Consider the following 26,204-nt stretch of genomic DNA (forward strand, 5'->3'; position numbering starts at 1 on the left):
TGATTATTCTTTAACGCCACCAATGGTCAGTCCGCTGATAAAATACTTTTGGAAGAACGGGTAGGAGACTGCAATTGGCAAGGTGGCGATCACAACCATAGCCATTTTGGCGGATTCTTGCGGAATCGTATCAAATAAACTAGTCTGCATGATGGCAACATCCATGTTTTGCCTCATGAATTCAAGATTTGCCTCTATTTTCATGAGCAAGGCCTGAAGCGGCACCAGGTTTGGGTCATCGATATAAAGCAATGCTGCAAACCAGTCATTCCAATAACCCAGTGTACTAAATAATGCAACTGTTGCAATACCCGGCAAGGATAACGGGAAGATAATCTGGAAGAAGATTCTCCATTCACTTGCCCCATCTATTCTGGCAGATTCTAAAATCGATTCAGAAACCGATTTTAGGAAGAACGTCCTCATGATGATGATATAAAACGCATTCATCGCCAGGGGCAGGATCAATGCCCAGATGGTATTTTTCAAATCAAGAAATTGGGTAACAACGATATAAGTCGGCACCAGCCCACCGCTGAAAAGCATGGTAAAGAATGCCAGAAAGGTGAAAAATCGTCGATACTTAAATTGCGGTCTTGAAATAGCATAGGCATAAAAAGTGATCATGAACACACTGATAATGGTGCCGAGAATCGTAATAAGAATCGTAACACCATAGGAGCGGAGTAATGCCTCCTTCATACTCCAGAGATAACGGTAAGCATCCATGCTCCATTCCTTCGGGATCAGTTCAAAACCATTCCTTACAATACTTTCCTCGCTAGTAAAGGAAATGACGATCACATAGAGAAAAGGAAAGACACAAGTAAAGGCGAGGATCCCAAGCAGTACACTGATAATGGCATTAGCGGCCGGATGCAGATGTTGTGGATCGCGATACCTTTTAGTGGGTATGTGAGCCTCTCCGCCTTTAATTCCTTCTGCAGATTTTGGAATAGCCAGTGATGATTGGGTTTGTTCTAGTTTTGGCATATAATCAGCCGCCGGGCGACCTTTCCTCCCTTCCTATAGAAATAAACATTAGAATAACGCACTATCCTCATCTACTTTCCGTACGATATAGTTGGTGATGATAACGAGGATAAAACCAACAGCCGACTGGTATAGACCCGCTGCTGTACTCATTCCAATATCCCCCAGGTTCATAAGTCCGCGGTAGACGAATGTATCAATGACATTTGTAACTCCATATAGTGATCCTGAATCTCTTGGCACTTGATAGAACAAACCGAAATCCGAGTTGAATATTCGGCCAATATTCATGATCGTCAGTATGATCATTAATGGTTTAAGCATTGGCAAGGTAACGTGTTTGATCTGCTTCCATTTTGAAGCACCGTCAATCATTGCTGCCTCATAATAAGTCCGGTCGATTCCAACGATTGATGCCAAATACACAATACTGCCGTACCCTACACCTTTCCAAATGCTCATAAATACAAGGATGAACGGCCAATATTTTGATTCGTTATACCAGGAAATAGGGTCAACATGGAACCAGCCAAGAATAAGATTCAGCAAACCGTGTTCCGTACTCAAGAAAGTGAAGACAAAGTAACTGCCAATAACCCAAGAAATGAAATGCGGGAACAAGATAGAAGTTTGATAAATCTTTGATAACCTCTTATTGATTAACTCACTGAGCAAGACGGCAGTAGCAACCGCCGTTATCAGACCTAATACAATGAAGATGAGATTGTAAAATATGGTGTTCCTGGTGATAATCCATGCATCATTGGTACTGAATAAATATTTGAAATTGTCCAAGCCAACCCATTCACTATTGATGACGCTTGCAAAAAAACCATCGGGATCAATCCGGAACTTTTTAAAAGCCAAAACTTGTCCAAACATCGGTAAATATGAAAATAACAAAAGCCATATTGTTCCAGGTAAAACCATAAGCAGCCAAACTCGATTTTTATTAAGATCGTTTAATATCCTTTTCATATTTCTCCTCCCCCCTTCTGTAATGTAAGCACTTCCATACATTTATTCTAAAGGGAAAAGGGACCTATTCATAGTTGACTTATTTGGGATTAAGTGCAAAAATCTTAGAATTTTAACAACCATTGAGCGAAAAGGGTCAACAAAATAAAATAACCGGCTTGGAGGCCCAAGTCGGTTAAAAAGCGGCTCAACAATTCCTAGTACCCGTTTATAGATATGTCCTAAGGTCCATTATAGAAGAACGGTGATAACAAACCCTTCCCCAACGTTACCCTACTTGTTTTGTGATTCATAGACGCTGAATTCGTACAGAGAATAACCCCAGCTGCTTGAACGTTTTATGCCCTGCATTTTAACGTAACGAGCTTCGACGGCAGGGAATTGGATTTCATCGGTTTCTCCGTTGCTGTTTAGCTCTGTGTAAACATCCATCCACTGGCTGCCGTCCTTTGACACTTGGATTTTATATTGTTTTCCATAGGCAGATTCCCAGTATAATTTTACTTTATCAATGGCATACACTTGCCCGAGGTCGACGCTGATCCATTGATCATCCGTGTACAAGGAGGCCCAGCGTGTATTGTTGTTACCGTCCACGGCAAGATCAAGCGTCAGCCAGCTGACTTCACTGGAAGAAGCGGCAGCTTTTTTTCCTTCCGCTAGATTTTTCCCGTTAATCGCCCGCTCCAGGAAGGTTGGAACCACGCCTATACTCAATTTCTGAGGGGTTTTGTCAATCGCGGTCCTCAATTGCTGGAGCTCCAATCGCTTAGGAGCAGCCTTAGCAGTATCTCCACTCTGTCGAGCCAGCACCATGTCTACCGCCGTCTCACCTGCCTGCCCATATAACTCCAGCTTGTTTAAATACCCGGCGACCTCTATCAAAAATTTCTCGTTACCCACTTGATCACGCAGCTCTTTAACGGCCTGCCTCATTTTGCTGAACTCCTGTAATAAAGCCTTACCGGCCGTCGAAACGGCTTGATTGTCCTTTGCTTCTTCAGCCATCCAAAATTGCTCGATCAGCGGCTTTACTCTTTCCGCAATTGGCTCCCGGTTGTTATTTAGACTCGTAGCATACGAGGCTTCCACAAAGAGCTTCAGAGGTTCATAGGCTACTTCGGAGAATTCCTTCAGACTCCGCTTCAGCGAATCTGCCGGGTCATAGGCTTCAGGATTCCAAGTATAATCTGCAACCGTAAACAATGGGATTTTTGAAGCTTCCGCCTCATTCATTGGATTGGCCGTTAACCCAATCACACCATGTTCAGGTGTCAAATCCGAATCCCGGCCGGTCAGCGGCGCCAGGAACAATCGGTTGCGATCAAAATCATTCACCGGGTAGTTATCCCAAATTAACAAATCGTGTTTAAAAATCTCATGTGTTTCATCGGCATCTTGTGACGTAATCGTTGGAGCAACAACGCCAATTCCGGTCCATTGAACAATAATGTCCGACTGGACCAACTCTGCAAAGCGTTCCCGGTAAGAAGTGGTTCCTGCCTGATAATAGTCCGTCGGCACCGTGATTAAGCGCTCCGCTCCTTTGTGTTTTTTTATAAATTCCTCGTTAAAGCGATTTAATAAATACGCCTGCGCTGCTGCCGGCGGGTTAGGGTCGCCGCCAAACATTGCCCTGTCTTCAGGGGAACGGAGGCTTGGGTCAATATCATCAAGGTATAAGGCAAACGACCTGACACCGACATCCCACATGGCTTCGGCCTTTTGGATCAATGCATCAAGATCTGACTTACTGGAATAAGTGATTGTATTCCCCGGCGAAATAGCGAATGTAAAGATGACATGGTTTTCTTGTGCTGTCTGGACTAGTTCGGCAAGCTCCTGTATCTTTTCCTCAGGATATGGCACTTTCCATTTCTCCCGGTGATAAGGGTCATCCTTCGGAGCATAAATATAGCTGTTCATTTTATGCTCCCCGTAAAATGATATCTGACTGAGGCGATCCTCATGGGACCATGGGGCACCATAAAAACCTTCAATTGAGCCCCTGATCGGCATTGTGGGCCAGTCCTTAATTTCTACCTCAGGAATCCAATGAGTCCCCTTTCGATCGACAATGATTTGTTCAAAGGTTTGAGTCCCGTAAAACGTTCCTGCCTCATCATGTCCGGAAATAACAATATGTTTTTTATTCTTGGTACCGTGCTTGGAGGCGACGATATATCCCTCCTTTTTAGTCACTTCCAAATTCTCTATGCCAGTCTGCTGCCGAATGGTTTTCAACTCGTCCTGCTCGGAGAATTCCCCTAGCCAAATGATGACAGGCTCCTGGAGCTTAGGGTTCTTAATATCACTCTCTACGATGCTTGTTACACCCGCCTTCTGCAGGAGCTGCTTTAATTCAGCAACAGCTGCAGGATCGGTTCCCTTTTCGGTAACTAAGCCTACTTTTGGATTTAGTGGAAAGCCTTTGTCTGTCTGTTCTAACGATTTCGGGATAGGGGAAACAATTATTTCGGACGGCCCACTTGCCTTTGCATTCCCTGTGACTGGAGCATTCAACGGTACCAGAAATCCAGTCACCAAACATGCCGAAATGACGGCCTTTAACGCTTTCCTTTTTGCCACCTTCTCCACCTCTTCTTTTGTAGATTGGAATAATTCTGGACGAACCTTCAATCCCTAAGGTGTGGCACCGTTTACACGGTCTTGACAAAAAAACAGGACAACACCAAGCAAGGAGGTAACTCTCCTTACAAAGCGTCGCCCTGCCTGATCGAGTCAGTAACATGCGAATTAGATATTCGTCCTTACGATGAATTATAAATATTGTAACGTAAAGTTCATAGGGTCTATAATACCATTTTCTGAAAATATGTAATTATAAAATAAATTCCACTCTCCTTTACTTCCACCCTCCACCCTATAAGGTTAAAACACTTAACAAACGAATGAGTTATTAAAAGTAGTACAGTAATTCTTTTTGATAATGTAATTTTCTAAATAGGTTGACATCTCAAGGTGCACATGCTATTCTTTACGTAATTTTATATGTGTCACATGTTACTAATTCGATTAGGCATGGTGGTAGATTGAAGGGTATGTACCTTTCGTCACCCCATGCCTTTTTTTATTTCTTCACCGTGTTTTCCAAAGGAAGCGAATATCTGGAAAATCACCTTATTTTGTTGGCCTACCAGTGAGTGTGGCATGAATACCTCAGTGATTGAAACCTTATTCCCGTTTAGGAGGTGTTCGAACGTGTTGAACCATTTATTTTTTTACTAATATTTGCTTAAAAAATGGAAAGGGGTTTTTATATGTGGAGAAAAATAGTCTATGCGGTTTTGGCTTTTGGGATGGCATGCAGTTTATCACTTGACGGTCAATCTGAAGTACTTGCAAAATCGGAATCTCCCCCAAATGATCTTAGCAAACAGTTGGTTCCCATGCCTCGGAAAGTGGATGTTAAAAGCGGGTCCCTAATACTAAGCAACTCTGTAAACCTTTTAGGGAAAGAGGCTGCAGATCAAGAGGCCCTCACTACTTTAACAGAATTCCTGAAGTCAAATCATATTGGTATCAATGAAGAATTTGATAACACTTCCACCACGATTGCTATCGGTGAAGAGGGAGAACTCAATCCAGAGATAAGGAATTTAGAAAATCAGCTGGGACTGCCGAATGGAGCTGAACAAAAAGCTCAAGGCTACACTTTAGCAGTTAACTCCGGAGAGAATGAATTTAGCAAAAATGGCACCATCTTAATCAAAGGAAAAGATGGTGATGGTACTTTTTACGGTGTAAAAACCCTCATTCAGCTTGCGGAGAAAGAGGATGATACCATTGAAATGAAAAACGTGATGATTTCGGATGAACCTTCAATGAGTGTCAGAGGAATCATAGAAGGTTTTTATGGTAACCCCTGGAGCCACCAAGACCGCTTAGACCAGATTGAGTTCTATGGAGACTATAAACTGAATACGTACATTTATGCGCCTAAAGATGATCCTTATCACCGTGAAAAATGGCGCCTTCCCTATCCGGAAAATGAGATGAAGCGGATGGAAGAATTAATCAATACCGCCAACAAAAACAAGGTGGATTTTGTATTCGCCCTCTCTCCTGGTATTGATATTGAGTTTGATGGTCAAAGTGGCGAAGAAGATTTTAACGCCCTGTTAGCAAAAAGCGAATCGCTGTATGACATGGGAGTGCGAAGCTTTGCCATTTTGTTTGATGACATTGCCAATAAACAGGGAGATAAACAAGCAAACCTATTAAATCGCTTTAACGAGGAATTTATCAAAACAAAAAGTGATGTAAGTCCGCTTATCACGGTTCCCACAGAATATAACACTCACGTGATGGGACCTATTGGTGACTTAAGTCCTTATACAAAGGCCTTCTCTGAGACTCTTGATAAAGATATCAAGGTCATGTGGACAGGTCAGGCTGTTGTTTCAGAAGCACTTCCATTGGAAAATGTGGAATTTATGCGAACAGATGGAGATCGGATTGGAGTCTGGTGGAATTATCCGGTATCCGATTATTTGAGATCAAAACTCGCCCTTGGGCCTATAATTGATATTGATAACAGCCTTGAAGGAAAACTTGATTTCTTTACCATGAACCCTATGGAGCATGCAAATCTTTCTAAAATCAGTTTGGCAACAGGAGCCGATTATTCTTGGAATACCGCTCATTATGATGCAGATCGATCATGGAATTGGTCGATCGAGCTCCTGTTTAATGATCTTGCCCCTGAGATGAAAACGTTTGCCGATCATTCATCACGTATGACTGGCGGATGGAGTGTCGGACGTGGAGATGCTGTAAAGGTCCGAAAGACAATGGATGAATTTTGGTTAAAGTTGTCTAAAAGACAAGATACGTCCCAAGAAGTAACTCTATTGACGAAAGAGTTTGCTAATATGGTCCAGGCAGCTGACAAATTAAAGGAAGGATTGCCGCAAGAGACCCTAAGTGAGGCTTTGGCTAGTTTAAATAAACTAAGACTACTAGGGGAATATGATCAATTGGCATTGGATATGGTAATAGCTAAAAAAATTCAGAGACTGATAAATATAATGAACTAAAAAATGAAATTGAAGCGAATTTACCTTCACTTAATAGCGGTAATAGAGTTTCGGAAGAGACGGCTTTAGCATTTATTAAAGAGGCCCTTGATTATGACCCATTGCCTGTTGCTTCTTTTGAGGTTTCGAAAACCTTAGTTACTCCCGGGGAAGCGATAAGGTTCCAAAATACGAGTTCAATGACGACCGAAGAAATAGAATGGACCTTTGAAGGTGCCAAAGTCGAGAAAAGCACAGAACAAAACCCAACGGTGGTTTATGAAAAGGAAGGAATTTATACCGTTAAACTTGTGGGAAAAAACCCGCTTGGCCAGGATGAAGTGATTAAAGAAGATTTAATCACGGTTACCAATCACGCTAAAAAAGATCCAATTAACCTGAGCCTAGGTAAATCAGCATCAGCATCTCGTTCCTGTGCTCCAACGGAACAACCTCAATATGCTGTTGATGGAAAACTGAATACAAAATGGTGTGGCAATGGTTCTGGAACCCACAATTTAACCGTTGATTTAGGAGGAATACACTTAGTAAGTGAGATTGTAATCAAACATGCTGAAGAAGGTGGGGAGCCATCCGCTAGTAACACAGCCGCTTACACTGTCCTCATCAGTGCAGACGGGGTGAATTTTAAGGAATTAGTCAAGGTCACTGACAATAAAAGTGGAATGACCAAGGACCAAGTTCCTGCCACCAAAGGACGTTACGTTCGCCTTATGGTTGACAAAGCAACACAAGGTAATGATACGGCAGCTCGTATTTATGAGTTTGAAGTGATGGGACTTGAAGGGAATGTCGAATTACCACCGAAATACGAAAAGCCAAAGCTGGATAAAACAGTCCTTGATAAGGCCATAACTGATGCAACTGAAAAAGTAGAATCAGACTATACCGTTAAAAGCTGGAATTCATTTGTCCAGGCTTTAGAAAAAGCTAAGGAAGTTCTTGCCGCAGATGGAGCAACGCAAGATGAAGTAAATGCAGCAAGTGAAAACCTTCTAAATGCTATAGATGCCCTTGTTCGAAAAGAATTATTTATCGAAACTGAATTAAATACCTTGGATGAGAAAATAGAAACGGCTTATGAGCAAGGCTTCATTTCTAATCAAGGTATATGGAACAGTTTGCTTGCCAAAGTTGATTATATCCAAAAGAACCAAGACAATAGAGAGAAGGTACTGAATGGATTTAAAGCCCTTGAAAACGAAGTTCATGCGCAATCCGGGAAGAAAATAAAACGGGAATTTGCTGAACCTTTTTTAGCAACAACTGATGTATTAAGAGATGAGATTATGTCCTTAAAGTAGGTGCAAGAAACTATACTCACGCTTTTGTACCCTGACATAAAACAAAGAGAAGGAGCATGTCTTGGTCTATCTTATCAAAACATGCCTTCTTTCGTGTGGTCGATGCCCCACTTTGTTTTGACTGTCAATGTCACAGTTTTTCTCCTATCAAGAAAGGCAAAAAAAAGCAAAAATTTGCTATAGCCATTAACCTTTATTTTCACTCCCGGACCAATGAATATAGCAGAAAGGCCGCGATTCGCGGCCCTCTTTTTTATTCTTCCTCCAATGTGACCCAATAGGTACCTGAATAGAGGGGGTTTAGATCTCATTTAACTTTCCAAGTATTTTTAAATTTCCCTTCAGTACTTCGCCAAGAATTAAAACCGCCTTTTTTGCCTGCTGTCGCTAATTCCTTAAAAGCCATTTTTAAAAGCTTCTGTGCTAAAGTTTTCTTTTTCCTTGCCATACTTGGGCGCCCCCTGTTTTATTTCTGCCATGATCGTATAACTCCAAATTCTTTCTTTGGTCATGTTCTTTTCCAGGCAAGGATCCGATGCTGAATCTTCCTTGTTTATTGTCCGAAAATCTCTTCCATTTCAGACGCATTTGCCAGGACCGCATCCATTAGCTGGTCATCAGAAAGGATCTTGTACTCTCCATCCTTATCCTTCTTTAAATTCAATGTAACTGTACGTGTAGCCATGGACGCATCTTCTGCGTTTAAATGCTTCTTAAGAGAAGCCATCATCATTTTATCCATAGCCTTTTCTGCAGCCGCTTCATCCTCACTGAAGGCCATACCAAATGCCATAGGCATTACATCACCCATTACACTGGTCATCACAGCAGCAAAATCGATTGAAGTTACTATCACTTTAACTTGCGCGGTGTCACCTTCATTTTTCACTTCTTCAGGGTTTTCAAATTTATAGCCATTTGAGATCCCATCGAATACTACCTGAGGGTCAAAGCCATCGATTGCTTCTGCTTCTTCACTCATAGATTTAAAATCAAAATCCTCGGACCCTTTTGGATCAACAAAGGTGGCGGCTTTTTCAAAATCTTTCTCCTGGATAGCGGTCATGAAATCTTCCACTGTTTCGGTTGGTTTCGGTGCGAAGCATCCTGTTAATGCCGTAAGGGATAAACCTACGATCATCATTCCTACAATTAGTTGTTTTTTCATGGTGTATATGGTCTCCTCTATGATGGTTAATTTTTATGTGGACGTATACATCCTCGAAGATGTACAGACAACCTATTAATTGTAGTTGATAAATGAAACTTGGGATAGACCCATTTTATTTCCAATTTAAAGTTTCATTAAAGTTCTATTTCTCCTGAATAACCCCCCTAGGAACAAACAGGCCAAGACTCTTGTCCAAGAAATTGTAAATAAACTGATTGAATTTATTAGGCTTATCATCGATTTGATATAGAACAATTTGTTCAAAAAATAGAAGAAAGCGAAAAAGAGGGAGATTTGATGAAAACAATCTCCCTCTTCTCTATTTTCTGCTTCTTGGTATCTGTAATCACCAGTCGAAGATCCGCCTTATAAAGAACTTAATGATAAACAAACTGAAATGACCGAAACCACTGTTACAAAATCTGTAACTGTAAAAGAAAGAAATGATATAATAATCCTTTATGTTTTTTGCTTTTTCTCCCAAATCAAACTATTAGAAGAAAAATTTAACGTTTATATTCTTTGGGATTTAAGGATCGGCCATTACTACCATCAGCTATAACAGCCTACGAAGAAGATTTAAAGCGTTTACATACTTGGTGAGGAATTAAGTGTCGGTACACCTAAGGAAAGCGTCATGCTTTTTTTCTTAGCCTCTCAATATGAAGGGAAATAAATCCTAATTCTGTCTCCGGAAGTTTAAATTCATATCGTTTGTTTATTTTTTCTTCAATGATTTTTGCACAGTTGTATGATAAGGGAAACTTTTTTTGAATCATCCCTAGCATTTCTTTATCCATCACAGGAAACTCACAATGACTAACTCTTGATAGGACAAAGCGCAAATGACTAATTAACCGTTGGTAGGATAAATCATCCTCTGAAAGATAAATCCCAAAGTTTTCTATAATAATCTGAACAATATCTTTAATAATAGTGGTTTGCCTAATCGTAGTTCTGTAATTACCTCCCTGTGGCTTCATTGTGTGGATATGAAGAGCTATATAAGCCGCTTCATCAACTGTCATGTCAATATCATACTTTTCCTTAATCCGGCTAATCGCCCAAAGCCCGATTTCATATTCACGTCTATATAATATTTTTATTTCGTTTAATAATTTGTTTTCCAAATAAATGCCCTGCTTTATGCGATCGATGGCAAATGACACATGATCGGTTAAAGCAATATGGATGTGCTCATTCAGTTTGCTGCCAAGGTAATGTTCTGCATAGGAGATAATCTCTTCTGAAATAATAAAGTGTTCTTCCGGAATACGACTCACTAGTTGTTGGAACTTTTCATTTTCCTTCATGACAAACAACTTTTCGACCTTCTGAAAATGAATCAGATCATTTTTCTTCTTTCCATAAGCGATGCCAGCTCCAAACGCAACCTTCTCTCCATCGCCATCAGTTACTAGGACAGCGTTGTTATTTAGAATTTTCTTTAACTTCATTAGACTCCTCCTTTGCATTAAAGGGTTTTGTCTACACATCATCCCGGCAAACTCCTTGCGTATCAAGAAGGACGATTTTTTATCCCGGTGACCATACAAAAATATATACCGCCTTGAAAGCTGATTAATAGGAGTCAGTTAACACTTAAATCGGATCTTGAGTTCGCTCACCATACGGAATCCATGTACACTCCTTGTTTATCCTATAGACGGTTCCAATAGAAAGAAGCGAGCGCTCACCCTCTGACCAGATAAGCCCCGCTCTTCATCCTCTTTTAGATCCATCGGCAACGATTAATAACGAATCGGTCTTACAACCTCTTTTAAGCAATCACTGCTCATCACTTACTCTTGGATTGTCAAACTTCTAAAACTCTAAAAGTCTTAATCTCATATGGTTTGATTTCAACCTGGATGGGAGATGTAGATTCTTTTCCAATCGGTTCTTCCATCAGATCCGTCTCCACCCACGATGTGGGGCCTTTGAGAACATCTAAGGAAACCATGCCTCTGCGACCTTCGTATTCATGCAGGCGGATAATAATTCCGTTACCATCATAGGCTGGCTTTATGGCATCGACCCAGACATGGTCCGAATCCATTTCAAGGAAAGACTCTTCTATTGCCCAATTCCCTTCGACAGCAAAGACAGGATCGTTTAAATCCCATGCTTTCTCCACAGTCTTCGCTTGTCTCCATTTCCCAATATGTGGATACAGCGAATAAACAAATGAATGTACCCCCTGATCTGCCTGTGGATCAGGATGTACAGCAGCTTTTAGTAAGGTGATCCGCATGGTATTTTCTTTTATGTCATAGCCATATTTGGAATCGTTCAGCAAACTTACCCCATAGTCCGGTTCAGAAAGGTCAGCCCACTGGTGGCCGACCGTTTCAAATTTGGCCATATCCCAGCTTGTATTCCAATGGGTCGGGCGTTTCACATTTCCATATTGAATATCATAGGTGGCTTCGGTCGATCGGACATCCACAGGGAAGGCTGCCTTCAGTAATTTTCGCTTCTCATGCCAATCCACTGTTGTTTCAAAATCAATTCGACGGTCATTGTGATAAAATACAATCCGCTGGGTAATTTCAGAATGATGATAAGTCCACTTGGCACGTATCGCAAAAGTCAATTCACCATTTTCAACTACTTCAAACGTAGTTAAATCACGGATCTCTTCCATTTTTTCTTGATAAAAGATATCGATATCCCAAGCTTCATGGGCAAGCGGCTTATCCTCAAAAATTTGCAGGATATTCCCCTTTTGATTTTCAACGAGAACCTGACGATTGGCTTCCTTATCGAAAAGGGACGACATTTGACCAGATTCATCCCACTCAACAAAGTAATACGGCGTTTCTAATTTCCGGTTGTCGTAGATAAAGTTCGATCTAGTCTCCTGTACAGTTCCCACTGGCTCAAAAAATATAGTCTTGGCACCAAAAGATGGAAGTGCATCGACCTCGATGAGCCAGCCGTTATCCCTTTTTTGATGGGTTAGAATTTCCCCGTCACTGTTTTTCCAAACTCCTCCTTCAAAGTCAGCAAATTGAGGCACCGTCACATTTTTCTTACCCTTTTTATGCGTAGTATTAAATAGCACAACGGAGCTGTCACCCTGTTCAATTCCATTCTGGACGATACGAGCCTCTAGGTTTTGGGCCAACTGGTGCGCTTCCTTGTATTCTTCCTTGGCATCCTGATACACTTCATGAATAGATGAACCGGGGATAATATCATGAAATTGATTCCGCAAAATAATCTTCCAGCCATCTTTCAGTTCTTCATTTCCCATCCATTGACCATTTTCGGAAAGCCATGAAGTAAGGAATTCTGTACGCCGGTATAAAAGCTCCAATTTGCGATTCATCTGTTTCATAAACGCCTGGCTCGTATAGGTGCCCCGATGGTACTCCAGGTACAGCTCTCCATCCCATTTATGGATATAGCCATTGGCTTCCGAAACATTTTGATGAAGCTTGTCAAAAAATTCTCCAGCTGTAGATGTTTTAACATTTGGCATACCAGGCAGCGAATCGAATCTTCGCCGCATTTCAAGCATATGGCGGTTGACTCCGCCGCCTCCGTCACCATACCCATAGGATAGGAGCAAGTCTTTGGACAAATCCTTATCACGATAGCTTTCCCAAGCACCCTTCACCGTTTTTGCGGTAATGTAACCGTTATACGTATAGAACCAAGAGTCCGGGGAATTCCACGGCTCTGGTGTGGTAATAAAATGCGTGAGTATCTCCGTCCCATCGATTCCTTTCCAGTAGAAGGTATCATGCGGCATCCGGTTATACTGATTCCAGCTGATTTTAGTCGTCATCATCGTTTTGATTCCTGACTTCGTCAAAATCTGGGGCAGCGCCCAGCTGTAGCCAAAAACATCAGGCAGCCATAAGTACTGGCAATCAATGCCAAACTCTTCTTTAAAAAAGTTTTTTCCGTGAAGGATTTGGCGGACAAGTGATTCACCGCTGGGAATATTGCAGTCAGCCTCAAGCCACATCGCACCGCCTGCTTCCCATTTCCCATCTGCCACTCTTTCCTTTATTTGAGTGTAAATCTCAGGGTAATCTGTTTTGATATAGTCATAGAGTTGCGGCTGAGTTTGCAGGAATAAATATTCAGGGAATTGCTTCATTAAGTGCAAGACGGTTGAAAAGGAACGGGCAGCCTTCTCCCTTGTATTTTTTAAACGCCAAAGCCAAGCCACATCAATATGGGTATGGCCCACTGTGTGGATGGTAATATCTGATGATTTGGTGACGGACTGAATCCCCACTGTAAGGTTTTCCTCCGCCATATAACATGACTGATAAAACTCAGGACTTCCAGGCTCGGTCCAATTAATGAGCTGAAGGGCATCAGAAATCAACTTTTTCAAAACCATATAGGATGAGTCGTACTCACTGGTTTCCTTCAACACCTCAAAAGCGGCTAAAAGCGTATAATATAGGTTATCAACCCGGCGATCAAGCCAGCCGATCGTTGCCAATTGCAGTTTAAATTCATTTTCGATTGGAACCCCTCCACCCTCAAGTCCCGACCATAGCCTGAAGTCCAAACGGATCGGTCCCTTAGCGGTTTGGTCATCGAAAAGAACCTCTTCATGGTTGGAATCGACTCCTTGATAGGGTTTCCCATTGACAAATAGAAGGGATTCAAAGCCTGAATTATTGCCCCCGCCGGTTTTTCCGAACGAGAATAGGCCGACAACCTGCTGATCAGCATATGGCAAATGAGAATCAATCTCTGCATGAAGCCAAATATAGCGGTCGCGGCCTTTCCAGTGGTCGCCGATACTCATCACATTTTGTTCATTATAGGCTGCAGGTGGGTTGGCGCCAATTGCACCGTCATCCTCATGTGTGAAAAATTCATTAATTGACACAAGGTCCCGATATCGATATCCTTCTAATTCCTTAATGCGTTCTTCAAATTTTCTTTCCGTCAAAAACATGTTTTCACCTCGTCATGACTATTTTTATAATGAAAAGCTGCCTGCGGTGACGATCCGATGATAGATATTGCCGCCGATCAGGCCGTCAACGATTTCCCACGGCCCATCATGGCGCAGACGTTTTTCTTCCAACTCTTCCATTCGGGTGATCCTTCCCTCAAGCCACTCCTGTATCCGATATTTGGCTGAGTCAATCCGGGTAATTACGCCGCCATAACGAATATCGATCACTTCCCAGCCAAATGGCTTGTACGCTGTAAACCAGATGTCTCGATGCTTTTTCCTTAAAAGATCAACATTGAATTGGATTTGATCCAACGTAATAAGAATGGTTTTCATGTGCTCATAATCGTTCTTTTCATATGCTTCTTTGATCCTTATGCCGATTTCCGCCTTGTCCCCTAACACTCTCGCTAGTTGTCCATAGAAACCAAACAGAGCTTCCCATGCTGGATTCACCTGCCTGGCCTTTTCAAGCAATGTGACCAGCTGCTGATAATGTTCCCCAAGGTTTAGACCCCGGACATTCTCATCATATAACCCTATTAAAATATCTTGATATAAAGTCACTTTCGAAGTCATCGATGTATTCATATTATCTTTCATGACTCCTGGTGTTTCATCCAAATGCTTCAAAAGCATAAAATCATCAAAGTATCCCTCACAGCAAAATTCAAAGCGCCGGGCCACTTGTTCAGACGACACTTCCTGATGATAGGTATGCTCGGCAAACAATTGCAGGATGGGATAAGCTGTTGAGAATGGCGTTTCCGCCCCATTATCGCCCCATAGCGTAACGAAGACCTCGTTGATTCCTTCCTTTTTACAAGCAGACATCGCCGCCTCAGTCGTGGCAATTGCTTTGCCATAGTTAGGAGCCATTCCATTCCAGGTCCATGCCCCGCCGGCAAAAATCGGCGTTCGTCCAACCTCCTTATGATGCTGGAAATCCTTTTTATAGATTTCCTCCTCTTTGCGATAATAATTCCAGTACACAAGCTCCACATCCGGAATACCGGCAAGAATATCGGTTGGGATCAGGCCTTTTTCATCACGATACTTACTGTTCTCTGGGAATAACGGGAAATACATATCACTCCAGATCATTGGTTTATAGCCATATTTTTGGGTAATTGCCACAACCTTTTGCAAATGGCGGTTCATGATCGCGATATGATTCTCGAATCCGTGCTTTTCCAAATACCTCCCCAATCCCAGCTGGAACGTTTCATCCATTCCGATATGGATACGCTTGGTCTTAAAGGCGTCGGAAACGGCTCTGATACAATTTTCAAGGAATTCATAGGTCTTAGGCTCATCCACCAGAAGAATATCGTCCGTATCTTTAAAGTCGGACGCGTAGTTCCACTTGAGCGCTTCCCGTAAATGGCCCAACGTTTGAATACACGGAATCATTTCAATTCCTAATTGACTGGCATACTGATCACATGCCCTTAACTCCTCAGCTGTATATCGTCCCCGCATATATCCAAAGTAAGGATGCTCCTTCACCTCGTACGTATCCTCCGTATAAAGCATCAGTGTGCTGAGACCCATGACAGCCATTTTTTGCAGCAAATTTTCCACTTCCGGAACAGTTGGGACGGCATTTCTTGACGCATCGAGCATCACGCCGCTCATTGTAAACTGCGGAATCTCTGATACATCGAATTCTTTGTTTTTCTGATAATTCTCCACCCATAAACCTAAAGCCCGGAAGAAGTGTATCGGTTGATCGAACGTAATTTCACCTTGGCCGTTTTGATTGGCTGCCCTTAATCGTCCTTTTTCATTCTTTACTTGAATAGGATGACCATCCATTGAAAGCTCAATATTTAAATGTCTGGATAAAATCTTAAGACCCTTTTCGACCGAAGAAAGGTCTCCCTTTAAATACAGTTTCAAAAAAACACCCCCTGTTATTCCTAAATTCAATTATGCTGCAATACTCGTCTTTCCAATGCCTTAAAGCGGGTGAGACAGACTCTCATCATCCAAAAAGCGGGAGCAACCGCGGATATAAACGCGATAAGGCCTGGATATTGATTAATAAGATAGCCAATGAGCGTCAGGCCAATGACAATCAGAATCGTGGATGGGAGGCTGGTGAGCGCAAAGAGAAATGACTGTTTGATGTACCCCTTGATGGACAGTTCGTAATGGACATAAATGGCAAAGAAGTAGCCCACCGCCAATAAAAGGACCAATACCAGAAAGTATAAGAAGAATGAAAGAATATTAGCCAAAAAGCCTGTCATGGCTTGATCTACAATCCGGATGTCTATGAAAAGGAAAAGGCCAATGCCGTAGAAAACAAGGCCTATTCCATTACTTCTCTTCCATTCTTTAAAATAAATCTCCTTAAATGTCTTCAAGACAGGGACATCCCGATCTTTCCTCATCCATTTCCGTACAATCGCAAACAGGGCAACAGACGCAGGGAAAAAGCCCAAAACCCCCATCCCTAGGACCGTAAAGACAAACCAGCACCAATTGGCCAGTATTCCTCTCCATATCCATTCACAAACAACAATCATCCATGGTACTTTTTTCATTCCGTCATCCCCTCAAACCCAGTTTTCTTATGCTTCGACGCTGCTGTTCTTCGACAAATGGTGATAAAGAGGACTGCCTTTCACCGCTATGCCGGTTAAACTTAAGACAAATTCACTGAACATGGTGTTCGCCCAGGCAAACCAATCCCTTGTGAACTCTTCCGGGCTGTCGGCATTAAAGCCTTCGTGCATATACTCTGTCCCACCGTCAGTGTTCTTGAAATAAGCCAAAATTTGCTGTTTTTCTTTTTCATCAGTTGTCGTCATTCCCTGAATGGCCAGTGCAATATGCCAAATGTAATGATCGGGGGTATGCGGGCTTCCGATTCCATTTGCATATTTGCCTTCGTAATAATAAGGATTATCCCGGCTTAACAGAAATTGACGTGTATTGGCATATACGGCATCCTCATATGGCAGATAGCCTAAATAGGGGGCAGCCAGAAGGCTGGGAACATTGGCATCATCCATTAAATTCACACGGCCATCTCCGTCAGTTTCATAGACATACAGATCACCGTGAATCGGGTGATCAAGCTTGGCATATTGCTCGATCCCTTTATGAATTTCGTCGCGAAGCGTCAAACATTCCTCCTTCAATGATGGCTGGCTTAGTACCTGATCACTGATTTCGGATGCATATCCCAACACGACCACCGCGAACATATTAGCAGGTACAAGGTATCCATATGTGCAGGCGTCATCACTTGGGCGGAAGGCGCTCCAGGTCATTCCTGTTGGTTGGACAAGCCCTCCTTTCCCATCTCGGATTAGCGTATCAGACTGGCGGACCTCGGCACGTTCAAACTGATACGGAGAAAGATTTTCGTGGTCCTGCTCGATTCGCCACACCCGAAGAATCGTTTCAATGACCTCCTGGAACGTTTCCTCAATAAATTTTGTTCGTCCTGTGGACTTCCAAAACAGGTACGCAAGCTGGATTGGATAGCATAATGAGTCAATTTCATATTTCCGTTCCCAGATATGTGGCGTCATCTCTGTCAAATCGGTTTGGTGCCCTTTTCCATTTGCACTTTCATTAAAGGCATTCGCATACGGATCGTGCAGAATGAAAGCAAACTGCTGCCGGATCACCCCTTCAAGTAAATCGGCCATTTCCTCATCCTCTTCTGCCGCCAACAAATAAGGCCGGACCTGGGCAGCTGAATCGCGCAGCCACATTGCGGGAATATCACCGGTAATGACAAAAGTCTTCCCATCTTCCTTTTTTTTCAATGTGGTTGTAAACGTATTAACAAAGCATTGTTCGAACATCCGTTGTAATTTTTCATCCTCCGGGAAGAATTCCTTCACATGATTGATGAGCTTTTGCATTGATTCGGGAATGATAACAGTCATTTATTCCACTCCTATCCTTTTTGATAAAAACCTAATGTAATAATTTCGGATTTTCCTGCCTTATATTGTTCCTCTGTCTGATTTGTTCTTTCTTCGAGAATCGTACTTTTATAAGATTGGTAATCCTTAATGGATACCTTTAGACTCATCTTTTCTGGGGTTGGATTAAACCATCGGATCATCACATCATCTTGTTCTTCCGCCACTTTCATGGATGACCATGCAAGTCCGTTTGCTTCTGATTCAACGAATTGGTGTGTTGTCGGCCATAAACCTTTATGGATGCTTGGTTGAACAGCAACGATCGGCACTTTGTATTCGTAGGCATCTACATAAGCCTGTGACTGGATCACATCCTTTTCATGCGGCAGTACTTGCCACTCTGCTGTCTGAATTCCCAGGCATTGTGCTTCAGGTGTCGGGAAGTTGCCCCAATCCCCAAGCTCGGCTGTCGAACGAAGCACGGTCACGGCAATCGTCCCATCCGCAAGAATTTCGTATTCTTGCAGACCATCAGTTGCCACTGTTAAACCTATATGGTCATCTGCTAAACTGCAAAACCGCTGTTGGTGATGGCAAAAACTCGGATTCTCCCATTCTTCCTCCGGCATATTAGGGCGGGTCACGATTTCAAAAATACTGTCGGCTCTATGTGTATCTGCTTTAAGTCCTGTTGGGAACAGCACGCGAAGACGGTGGTCCCTTGCTTGGTTATCGATGGTGAGCCTAAAGGCCGGACCTTTCATTCCTTTTGCGAGTGTCACCACGGTACGAAGCGTGATGGTTGTCTTTTCACTTGATCTGCCTGCCACTCGATCTTTATGCCAGATTAATTGATTGCGTTCGGTGGCTAACCGGTCATCTGCGGAAGCCGGAATTGATAACGTTTGAGTAACTTCAAGTACGGTTCTAAGATTGGTTGTTTCAAGAAATTTAAATTCAGCTGTTTTTCCATTTGTGGTGATGGCACCATGTCCTTTTGCTTCCTTGTACATATATTCGTTTCCGACATCACCAGTGTCCTCGTAAATGCCAAGACGCTGGAATGACTCCCCGGTTTCCTTATGTATTAAATCAAAGCTGCCATCTTCATGGAAATGTAAATGGACATATTCATTTTCCATTTCAATAGATTTCTCTTCCATTTTGTCTGGCCCTGTGAACTGTTCCGGAGTCTCTGCCGGCACTAGGTAAAATGTTTTATACCCAAAGGATGGAATCCCATCCGCAAAGAATGAAAGTTTGGCCCGCTTGGCAAAAAACGGCTGGCGGAATTTATCATCTGGTAATTCATAACCAAACTCAACTACAGGGTCGCCCAGCTGGCATTCGATGGTCTCGCCTTGATCATTGATAAGCTTGTAACCTGGTGTTTCTTTGTCCTGCAGGTAGAATGGTATATCTTCGAAATGCATCTGTGAAAAATACACTTTTTCAAGATCGACTACCTTGGTAATGACATCATTTTTTTTCCATCCTGTTTGATTGATAACAACAAGCGGAATTCCGCCTTCCGGTGTTTCCGATGTATCAATTCTTTCAGCAAGCTCAGCCGCATTTTCCCTTACAAATACTTCTCCCATTTGCGAAACCGTTTCAAAACGAGTGACCATTTCACGATGGACTTCATCCACACTGCATCCGCAAATACTGTCATGGGGGTGATTCTTCATCAGTGATTTCCACATAAAGCGGAGATATTCACGAGGATAGGTACCGCCAGCTAAAAAGTTGATGGTTGCGAGCGGTTCTGCAACCTTTTCCAGCAGTGTTTGACAATAGTTGTTCCATTGTTTTAGGTAAATACGGCTGGATGCGGTGTTGACAAGCGTAGACCAGCCGTCTGTTCGCTGATTGCGAAGCTCGCCTTCAATGACTTGCAGTTTCTCGGGAAGCGACTCCTTTAATGCCTCTGTATATTGATCGAAGCTGGAATGCTTGAAGGTATAATCCGGATACAGGGCGGCTGCTGTTTCAATAGCCTGAGGTATCGTTTTTTGAAGTGGCTGGTGGTCGCAGCCATTCATGAACAGCAATTGATTTGTTGATGCATATTTTTCGGCATCTTGGAGCTTCTTATCCCAGAACACGTTGGCTTCTTTTTTATCTGCCGGGATTTCATTTCCGTTAGAATACCAGTTGGCAAAAAGAATGCCTAAAACGCTGGAACCATCAGGCGATTGCCAAATCATCTCGGAATACGGTGATTCAAAGTTTGGCGAGTCGGACACCGTGTTATTGAATCCTGTTGGTTTAACCCCCCGTCCAAAGGCAGCTGTATCAATCCCTGCTTGTCTTAAAATCTGCGGCGCCTGCCCGTAAATGCCGAATGTATCAGGGAAATAGCCGATTTTTGCCGCATGGCCATAGGCTTTCGTATCGTTCAAGCCGATCTGCAGGTTTCGTATATTAGCTTCGGAGCTGGTTAAAAAGGCATCTTGCAGTACATACCAAGGACCAATATGGAGTTTTTTCTCTTCAATCAGTTGTTTAATGATTTCGCGATTTTCCGGATGAACGGCGAAGTAATCCTCTAAAAGCACGGTTTGGCCGTCGAGATGAAAGGACTCAAATGCATTTCCTTCCTTCTTAAATTGGTCGATTAAATTATTCATGAGCTTGATAAAGTAATAGCGATGTTTCTCAAAAGGTAAATACCATTCTCTGTCCCAGTGAGAATGGGAGATAATATGGGCAGTCTTTTTCATAGGACATCCCCTCCTTCGAAATAAGGTATGTAGAGCGAGAAAACGCTGTCATTTTTTAAAATTTTTAATTCCCTCGTACCTACAATAAAAAAACCTGCCTAAACTAGCAATAGACTGGAGGCAAGTCATAAAGTTATTACAGTGGATATTAAATTAATCCATTGATTGCAGAGGAAGCTCAAGGGGAGAGGACGGTTTGAGAAGGCTTTTTAAAGACACTTTCTTTCACAAGCAAAATGCAAATCATACAAAAGGGCTAGCCCTCCGCTGCGCAAAATCTGCGGAGTGCTAACCCCCTTATCAGGAATACAAATGAGAAGGTCTCCTATGATTGTTTCTTCAAATGCTTCATACGGTCCATGGCTTGAATTAGGAGGTCATAGTTTGTAACCTGTTTCCTTAATGTCGGATGTAGCTTGTTGCAGGCCACTTTGCAATCATTCACAATATGCTTGTCTGCCAACGTTAGGTCGAACACCCTTCCAGTGCTTCTTATGGGGCTAGGAATCCATGAACCTCAAATTCAAAGATTCTTGCGGCCTGGTCGCTGCCTTGAGTTGGCTTATCAATCCACAAACGTACATAGCGTCCATTTGTTAAAGATATGCTGTGTTCCGAAACCGCCACTGTATTGTCGGTGACCTTAACAGCTTCTGTCCAGTTTTCTCCGTCTGTGCTTACTTCAATTCTTAATGCCTGTGTATTAAAGGCTTGCGGTTCCCCTCCCGCTTGTGCATGGTGAACAACAAACTTTGAAATCGCATACTGAGCGCCTAGATCTACCTTTAACCAGTGAGGAGCATTTCCTAATGCGCACCACTTACTGTTATCTGTTACTTTGCCATCTAATGCGTAAGCTGCCGCTTCAGCCGGAGCACATTGTCCGCTTGCGCTGGCTGTCTTATTCATTGCTATATTTTTAATGTCCTTAACTGCTTCAGATATCGTAATCATCTCTTTTTTTGTCAGGACACTTTCACCCTCGCTGTTTTTCGCAATCAGGGTAACCGAGTAAACACCTTCTTTGTCATAGGTGACGATCGGATTTTGTTCATGGCTCACAGCAGGAGTTCCACCTTCAAACTGCCATTCCACTTCTTCCGTTACTTCTGTTGACTGATTTAGAAATTGAATTTCCTGCCCTGGAGCCGCAACAGTTTTATCTGCACCAAAGTCTGCTTCCGGCTTCGGATATGCCGGCCATTCAAACGAAATTTCTTCAGGTTTGCTGCGTTTATACTCTTTACTTACAGCAACAATTTCTAATGTTGTGCTGCTTTCCTTACCATTCCGTTTCAGATTTGAAATGTAATATGCCTGGTTAGGGGTAGCGCCAACAAACTCTTTTTCATTGTTAGGTAGCTTGCGGTAAATTTCATAGTGGCTCACATCGGAATCAGACGGCTTCCAGGAAAGGGGGATGTCCGCATAGATTCCTTTGTTGAACTCAATTTTATTTACCTTTCCTTCGTTCGGCGAATGGATGGAATTGTGTTCTGCGTGTTTGTTATAAATCTTGATTTCTCCAATATTCGTCGTAAAATCCTTTACTTCCTTATCACTTTCAATCCAAAGTGAGATGGCTGCTATCTTCTTATCACTGTATTTTTTCAGTTTAAATGTGTCGGTAGTCCATTGGTTATGACTTTGCTTTTTCACTTCAAGAAAAGAGAACTTCTCGGGATGATCTGTAAAGCTGACTCCCAATTTTATATTTGTTTTTTTCAAATCTGTTTTGTAAGTCATTGAAATTTCCGTATCCTTTTGGATCGGCAAATTGGTTTTATAAAGCTTGATATGAGTTGGGTTGTCCGCTTCAATCGTTCCTGACAGCTTTAATGAACTTCCACCGTAAAAGGCCGTATCCCAATCGAAGTCCACGTCCACAGTTTGCGAGCCTTCTTTCAGCCAACGCCATGTCGGAAGGATATCCTGCAGACTGCGGTTATTCCAGGACTGAGTGCTTACCACTTTTCCATCTGCCGCGAAAAACTTGCCGCTGCCTGTATTAAAATGAGTGATAAAAGGAAGTTCCTGGATTGCTGTTTTAGCGGTAAAATAGTGTGCCATCCCTTTCCATGCACCGTTGTCGTTAGTTATTGCAGGGTTTTGGGACTTTCCAACCCAGAATTCATTTTCCTTTTGGTAAAAATCCTCCATGGTGGCCGCCGTTTTAAACGCCCAGTCCGGTCGATAGATTCCTAAGGATGTCAGGGGTGCTTTCCCCTCTGGAAAAATTCCATCCCAGGCAATCTTTGTGCTTGTCCCATTTGCTTCAACATCAATCCCGGCAAATAAATCATACGGGCTTCTGCCAAGTTCCTGGGCTTTATTATTAGAAGACTGCTGGTCACGCCACCAGAAGTTTAGAAACATACTGTCGGAAACACGGGTTTTCCCGTCCTGGAGGAAACTGCTGTTTTGATCTGTCAATGCATTTTGCCAGCGAATCCCCCCGTCTTTTGTCATCGAGTCATACCACATGATTTGCATGCCTTCTGGCTTATTCTGCTGAAGATAAGTAAGGAAATCCTTCATTTTTTGAGCGGTATTGGCATCTCCGCCTTCGGTTTCCTGGTTTATAAACCAGCCGTCAAATCCATAATAGCGAGCAACTTCAAGCAACTTGTCCGCAGCTGGGAAGGACCCGTCCTCGTGTTGTATTAACATTTCGTTCAGCCACTCCACCTTTCCCCCATACACAATTGGCGGAAAGAAAACGTTCCCCAAAATTGGCACGCCGTTTTTATGGGCCGCGTCAATGACATCCGCACTTGGCGGCACGATGATCCCTTCACCTGCAGAACCTGCCCAATACACCATAAGGTCAACGTATTGCCAATAACTGAATGTATTCGCCAAGAATGCTTTCCCTCCTTGGGAAGGTACACCGCTTGTTGTAGGGTTGAGTGCAGACAAAGCAACCAACCTTGCTTCTGACTGGGCATTGTCATTTACTTTGTATAACACTTCCTGTTTCCTCAATGGAATTTGGCTGCGGTTAAAGACAGCATCCGGATCGTTCTCTGGTGTCCAATTCAATAATTGTTCGGGATACCAATAAGATGATTCTGGTTGTTTGGCATAACTTGTGTTGGGCAATAACGACACCAAAAAGATACCGCATAAGAAGATCAGCCATCGATAACCCTTTTTAACATTTTTCATTGTTTCTCCTCTCCCTTTGATCGATTTTTGTATTTGAAGCTGGTTAGCATGCTTCCCGGTTTTCTGGATCGGACTAATCAATGATAGCGCTACCAAAATTGGATTCTGTGATTTTTATCTGTCATTTATTTGGAAAAGGCTCTTTTTCTCACATCTTATTCTCCGCAGTTTGCCCCGTCAATGACTTACAAAATGTGATTTAGTTTTTACATGTTCTCTATGGTTTTTCCATTAATATGAATGATGATGGGAGTGGGAATGAGGGAGATTGCTGGTACGGTGAAGTACTTGATCATGAGGTTCGATGAAAGTCCTATTATTGTAATAAGCCAATATTTTTTCATAGAAAAAGAGGGCCTCCTTTCCAGGAAGCCCTCAGGTTTTTCCATATCAACGGTTCACAGCTCTGAATCATTCTCTCTCATGTGTCTGTGCTTTCAGCGATTTTAAAAAAATCCATGGTAAATGACAATTTTCTCACAATCGAAAACAATCGTTTATTACAGTGGTCGGAACGACAGGATTCGAACCTGCGACCCCTAGCACCCCATGCTAGTGCTCTACCAAGCTGAGCTACGTTCCGATAATTCTATTTAACCAAATTATCGGATAAAATGGAATATACAAAATAGTCATTTTTGTTAATTATTATCATCACTTGCATCGACTGCACGAGAAAGCAGATAAATAATAACCCTGGATCTTTTGTAACCTGGTATTTCTTCCTTGCATAATTCTGTGCAGGTTGTGCCCGAATCCGGTGACATTTAGATGACCCTATTTATATACCAGAATACATGGTCAAAGGAATCAACCTTGTTTCAAAAGGAGTAATTTAAATTATATAGAACACCGGTTATCTGTAATTTTCATATTTTAGTAATGACTCCCCTTCCCCGTGGCTGAATAAAAAAACAGAGGGTATTAGCCCTCTGTTGTCTGCTCTTTCTTTGTTACTTTTTTTAGAAGTGGCTGCACATAACGATCCAATCCGAATTGTGCTGCATTGTATCCAGCTGCCAGGATGATGCCTGCCAGGATGATGTCGGTTGGGTTATGAGATACTGTTCCTGCAAGCAAGAAGCTGAAGTTCATGAACATTGCGAAGAATGCAGCTGCTGTTGTCAGGCATCCAAGTATCAATCCAAGACCGATCAAGAACTCTCCCCAAGGAACTAATACGTTGAAAATATCCACGTTAGGGATGGCGATGTTTTTCAAGAACTCTACATACCATCCATACACGACTCCATCTGGACCAGCAACAGGATTGGCCACTGCGCCTTTCAGGAAGCCGGCTGCATCAAATCCTCCTGTTAATTTATGGTAGCCTGCTGTAAGCCAGGCATATCCGAAATATACACGTAAGACTGTAAGAATAATGGCTGCTATCTTGTTTTCCCTTAAAAATTTGAACATGATCTGTTCTCCCCTTGTTTTGTGTTTTGTTTTATTTATCTTTACACTGTAATTATATGATTATTTTTAAAGATAAACAGGTGCTTGCGAATGATTTCACATAACGGAAACAAAGTTATGGCAAAGTTGTTACGATAGACGAATAAGTAAAGTATTTATACCAGCAACTGCAAATTCCGCTAAAAAATGGGCCAAGATGCACAACTATACGTTGGTCCAGCAGGGATATCAACTAAGAAATATCTTTATTCATTGTTGTGATAGAAAAAAGGTTCCGAAGCCCAATGTCTAGAGTGTCATGTGTGGGCCCCTGACCAAAGGTTTAGGGCGAGCAATCTTGGTGAAGAAGACTGGGTTCAACAAAGTTCTAATTACTTACCCAGATATCCCATACTAGTATGCGGCCCGTGTTCATCCTAATTTGGCAAATGTTAGGTTTGTAACGTGAAAAAGAAAAAAATAGAGGCTGGGCCATAACTAGCTCAAATAGTGAGAAAGGTGAAATTGAGCGTACTCAATTTCACCTTTCTCTGTTTTTGCTTGTCTTTCTACTATA

The 26,204-nt window shown here is 42.4% G+C and carries 16 protein-coding genes and 1 tRNA gene; 2 read left to right on the forward strand and 15 right to left on the reverse strand.

Features of this window, described 5'->3' with window-relative positions; all coding sequences use genetic code 11:
* Nucleotides 1-3: 3 nt before the first annotated feature.
* The 3 genes from EV146_RS04615 to EV146_RS04625 all read right to left on the reverse strand — a co-directional run bounded on the left by EV146_RS04615 (nucleotide 4) and on the right by EV146_RS04625 (nucleotide 4,560).
* Nucleotides 4-993 (reverse strand): carbohydrate ABC transporter permease, encoded by a 990-nt coding sequence (locus EV146_RS04615; RefSeq protein WP_132002497.1) that lies wholly within the window; start codon nucleotides 991-993, stop codon nucleotides 4-6.
* 48 nt (nucleotides 994-1,041) lie between these two features.
* The gene (locus EV146_RS04620) at nucleotides 1,042-1,971 is read right to left on the reverse strand and encodes an ABC transporter permease (RefSeq protein ID WP_132002500.1); all 930 of its coding nucleotides are present in this window, start codon (nucleotides 1,969-1,971) and stop codon (nucleotides 1,042-1,044) included.
* Between the two features lie 273 nt (nucleotides 1,972-2,244).
* On the reverse strand, nucleotides 2,245-4,560 hold the full coding sequence (locus tag EV146_RS04625) for a glycoside hydrolase family 84 protein (protein WP_158286998.1): 2,316 nt from the start codon (nucleotides 4,558-4,560) through the stop codon (nucleotides 2,245-2,247).
* Nucleotides 4,561-5,252: 692 nt separating this feature from the next.
* Between EV146_RS04625 and EV146_RS04630 the strand changes: the two genes are divergently transcribed.
* Together EV146_RS04630 and EV146_RS04635 are read left to right on the forward strand one after the other, a co-directional pair.
* Nucleotides 5,253-7,031, forward strand: coding sequence for a glycoside hydrolase family 84 protein (locus EV146_RS04630; protein WP_158286999.1), 1,779 nt, complete (start codon nucleotides 5,253-5,255; stop codon nucleotides 7,029-7,031).
* 101 nt (nucleotides 7,032-7,132) lie between these two features.
* Nucleotides 7,133-8,335: a discoidin domain-containing protein gene (locus EV146_RS04635; protein ID WP_158287000.1), complete on the forward strand. Its 1,203-nt coding sequence runs from the start codon at nucleotides 7,133-7,135 to the stop codon at nucleotides 8,333-8,335.
* A 307-nt stretch (nucleotides 8,336-8,642) separates the two neighbouring features.
* Here EV146_RS04635 and EV146_RS26785 read toward each other — a convergent pair whose 3' ends face one another.
* From EV146_RS26785 to EV146_RS04685, 12 genes are all read right to left on the reverse strand, one after another.
* Nucleotides 8,643-8,783, reverse strand: coding sequence for a hypothetical protein (locus EV146_RS26785; protein ID WP_158287001.1), 141 nt, complete (start codon nucleotides 8,781-8,783; stop codon nucleotides 8,643-8,645).
* A gap of 105 nt (nucleotides 8,784-8,888) precedes the next feature.
* Nucleotides 8,889-9,503: a hypothetical protein gene (locus EV146_RS04640; protein ID WP_132002512.1), complete on the reverse strand. Its 615-nt coding sequence runs from the start codon at nucleotides 9,501-9,503 to the stop codon at nucleotides 8,889-8,891.
* A 638-nt stretch (nucleotides 9,504-10,141) separates the two neighbouring features.
* On the reverse strand, nucleotides 10,142-10,963 hold the full coding sequence (locus EV146_RS04645) for a PRD domain-containing protein (RefSeq protein ID WP_132002515.1): 822 nt from the start codon (nucleotides 10,961-10,963) through the stop codon (nucleotides 10,142-10,144).
* 359 nt (nucleotides 10,964-11,322) lie between these two features.
* Nucleotides 11,323-14,439 (reverse strand): alpha-mannosidase, encoded by a 3,117-nt coding sequence (locus tag EV146_RS04650; RefSeq protein ID WP_132002518.1) that lies wholly within the window; start codon nucleotides 14,437-14,439, stop codon nucleotides 11,323-11,325.
* Between the two features lie 24 nt (nucleotides 14,440-14,463).
* The gene (locus tag EV146_RS04655) at nucleotides 14,464-16,344 is read right to left on the reverse strand and encodes a beta-N-acetylhexosaminidase (RefSeq protein ID WP_132002521.1); all 1,881 of its coding nucleotides are present in this window, start codon (nucleotides 16,342-16,344) and stop codon (nucleotides 14,464-14,466) included.
* Nucleotides 16,345-16,370: 26 nt separating this feature from the next.
* Complete coding sequence (locus EV146_RS04660) at nucleotides 16,371-16,994, reverse strand: YesL family protein (RefSeq protein WP_132002524.1); 624 nt, start codon at nucleotides 16,992-16,994, stop codon at nucleotides 16,371-16,373.
* A 27-nt stretch (nucleotides 16,995-17,021) separates the two neighbouring features.
* Nucleotides 17,022-18,353, reverse strand: a complete 1,332-nt coding sequence (locus EV146_RS04665) for a glycoside hydrolase family 125 protein (protein WP_132002527.1) — start codon at nucleotides 18,351-18,353, stop codon at nucleotides 17,022-17,024.
* Nucleotides 18,354-18,364: 11 nt separating this feature from the next.
* On the reverse strand, nucleotides 18,365-21,061 hold the full coding sequence (locus tag EV146_RS04670; protein WP_132002530.1) for an alpha-mannosidase: 2,697 nt from the start codon (nucleotides 21,059-21,061) through the stop codon (nucleotides 18,365-18,367).
* 492 nt (nucleotides 21,062-21,553) lie between these two features.
* Nucleotides 21,554-24,229 carry an endo-beta-N-acetylglucosaminidase gene (locus tag EV146_RS04675; protein ID WP_132002533.1) on the reverse strand — a complete coding sequence of 892 codons (2,676 nt, stop codon included), beginning with the start codon at nucleotides 24,227-24,229 and terminating at the stop codon, nucleotides 21,554-21,556.
* A 206-nt stretch (nucleotides 24,230-24,435) separates the two neighbouring features.
* Entirely contained in the window at nucleotides 24,436-24,618 is a 183-nt protein-coding gene (locus tag EV146_RS26790) for a hypothetical protein (RefSeq protein WP_158287002.1), read from the reverse strand.
* Between the two features lie 117 nt (nucleotides 24,619-24,735).
* Nucleotides 24,736-24,812, reverse strand: a tRNA-Pro gene (locus EV146_RS04680).
* 341 nt (nucleotides 24,813-25,153) lie between these two features.
* The gene (locus EV146_RS04685) at nucleotides 25,154-25,648 is read right to left on the reverse strand and encodes a DoxX family protein (RefSeq protein ID WP_132002536.1); all 495 of its coding nucleotides are present in this window, start codon (nucleotides 25,646-25,648) and stop codon (nucleotides 25,154-25,156) included.
* Between the last annotated feature and the right edge of the window lie 556 nt (nucleotides 25,649-26,204).

The sequence above is a fragment of the Mesobacillus foraminis genome, from assembly GCF_004340465.1.
GTDB lineage: Bacteria > Bacillota > Bacilli > Bacillales > Cytobacillaceae > Mesobacillus_B > Mesobacillus_B foraminis.

Excerpts from the sequence above, each read along its gene's own strand:
- EV146_RS04640 (WP_132002512.1), bottom strand. The coding sequence starts at position 9,503 with ATGAAAAAACAACTAATTGTAGGAATGATGATCGTAGGTTTATCCCTT.
- EV146_RS04675 (WP_132002533.1), bottom strand. The coding sequence starts at position 24,229 with ATGAAAAATGTTAAAAAGGGTTATCGATGGCTGATCTTCTTATGCGGT.
- EV146_RS04650 (WP_132002518.1), bottom strand. The coding sequence starts at position 14,439 with ATGTTTTTGACGGAAAGAAAATTTGAAGAACGCATTAAGGAATTAGAA.
- EV146_RS04620 (WP_132002500.1), bottom strand. The coding sequence starts at position 1,971 with ATGAAAAGGATATTAAACGATCTTAATAAAAATCGAGTTTGGCTGCTT.
- EV146_RS26785 (WP_158287001.1), bottom strand. The coding sequence starts at position 8,783 with ATGGCAAGGAAAAAGAAAACTTTAGCACAGAAGCTTTTAAAAATGGCT.
- EV146_RS04630 (WP_158286999.1), top strand. The coding sequence starts at position 5,253 with ATGTGGAGAAAAATAGTCTATGCGGTTTTGGCTTTTGGGATGGCATGC.
- EV146_RS04615 (WP_132002497.1), bottom strand. The coding sequence starts at position 993 with ATGCCAAAACTAGAACAAACCCAATCATCACTGGCTATTCCAAAATCT.
- EV146_RS04685 (WP_132002536.1), bottom strand. The coding sequence starts at position 25,648 with ATGTTCAAATTTTTAAGGGAAAACAAGATAGCAGCCATTATTCTTACA.
- EV146_RS04645 (WP_132002515.1), bottom strand. The coding sequence starts at position 10,963 with ATGAAGTTAAAGAAAATTCTAAATAACAACGCTGTCCTAGTAACTGAT.
- EV146_RS04670 (WP_132002530.1), bottom strand. The coding sequence starts at position 21,061 with ATGAAAAAGACTGCCCATATTATCTCCCATTCTCACTGGGACAGAGAA.
- EV146_RS26790 (WP_158287002.1), bottom strand. The coding sequence starts at position 24,618 with ATGGAAAAACCTGAGGGCTTCCTGGAAAGGAGGCCCTCTTTTTCTATG.
- EV146_RS04660 (WP_132002524.1), bottom strand. The coding sequence starts at position 16,994 with ATGAAAAAAGTACCATGGATGATTGTTGTTTGTGAATGGATATGGAGA.
- EV146_RS04665 (WP_132002527.1), bottom strand. The coding sequence starts at position 18,353 with ATGACTGTTATCATTCCCGAATCAATGCAAAAGCTCATCAATCATGTG.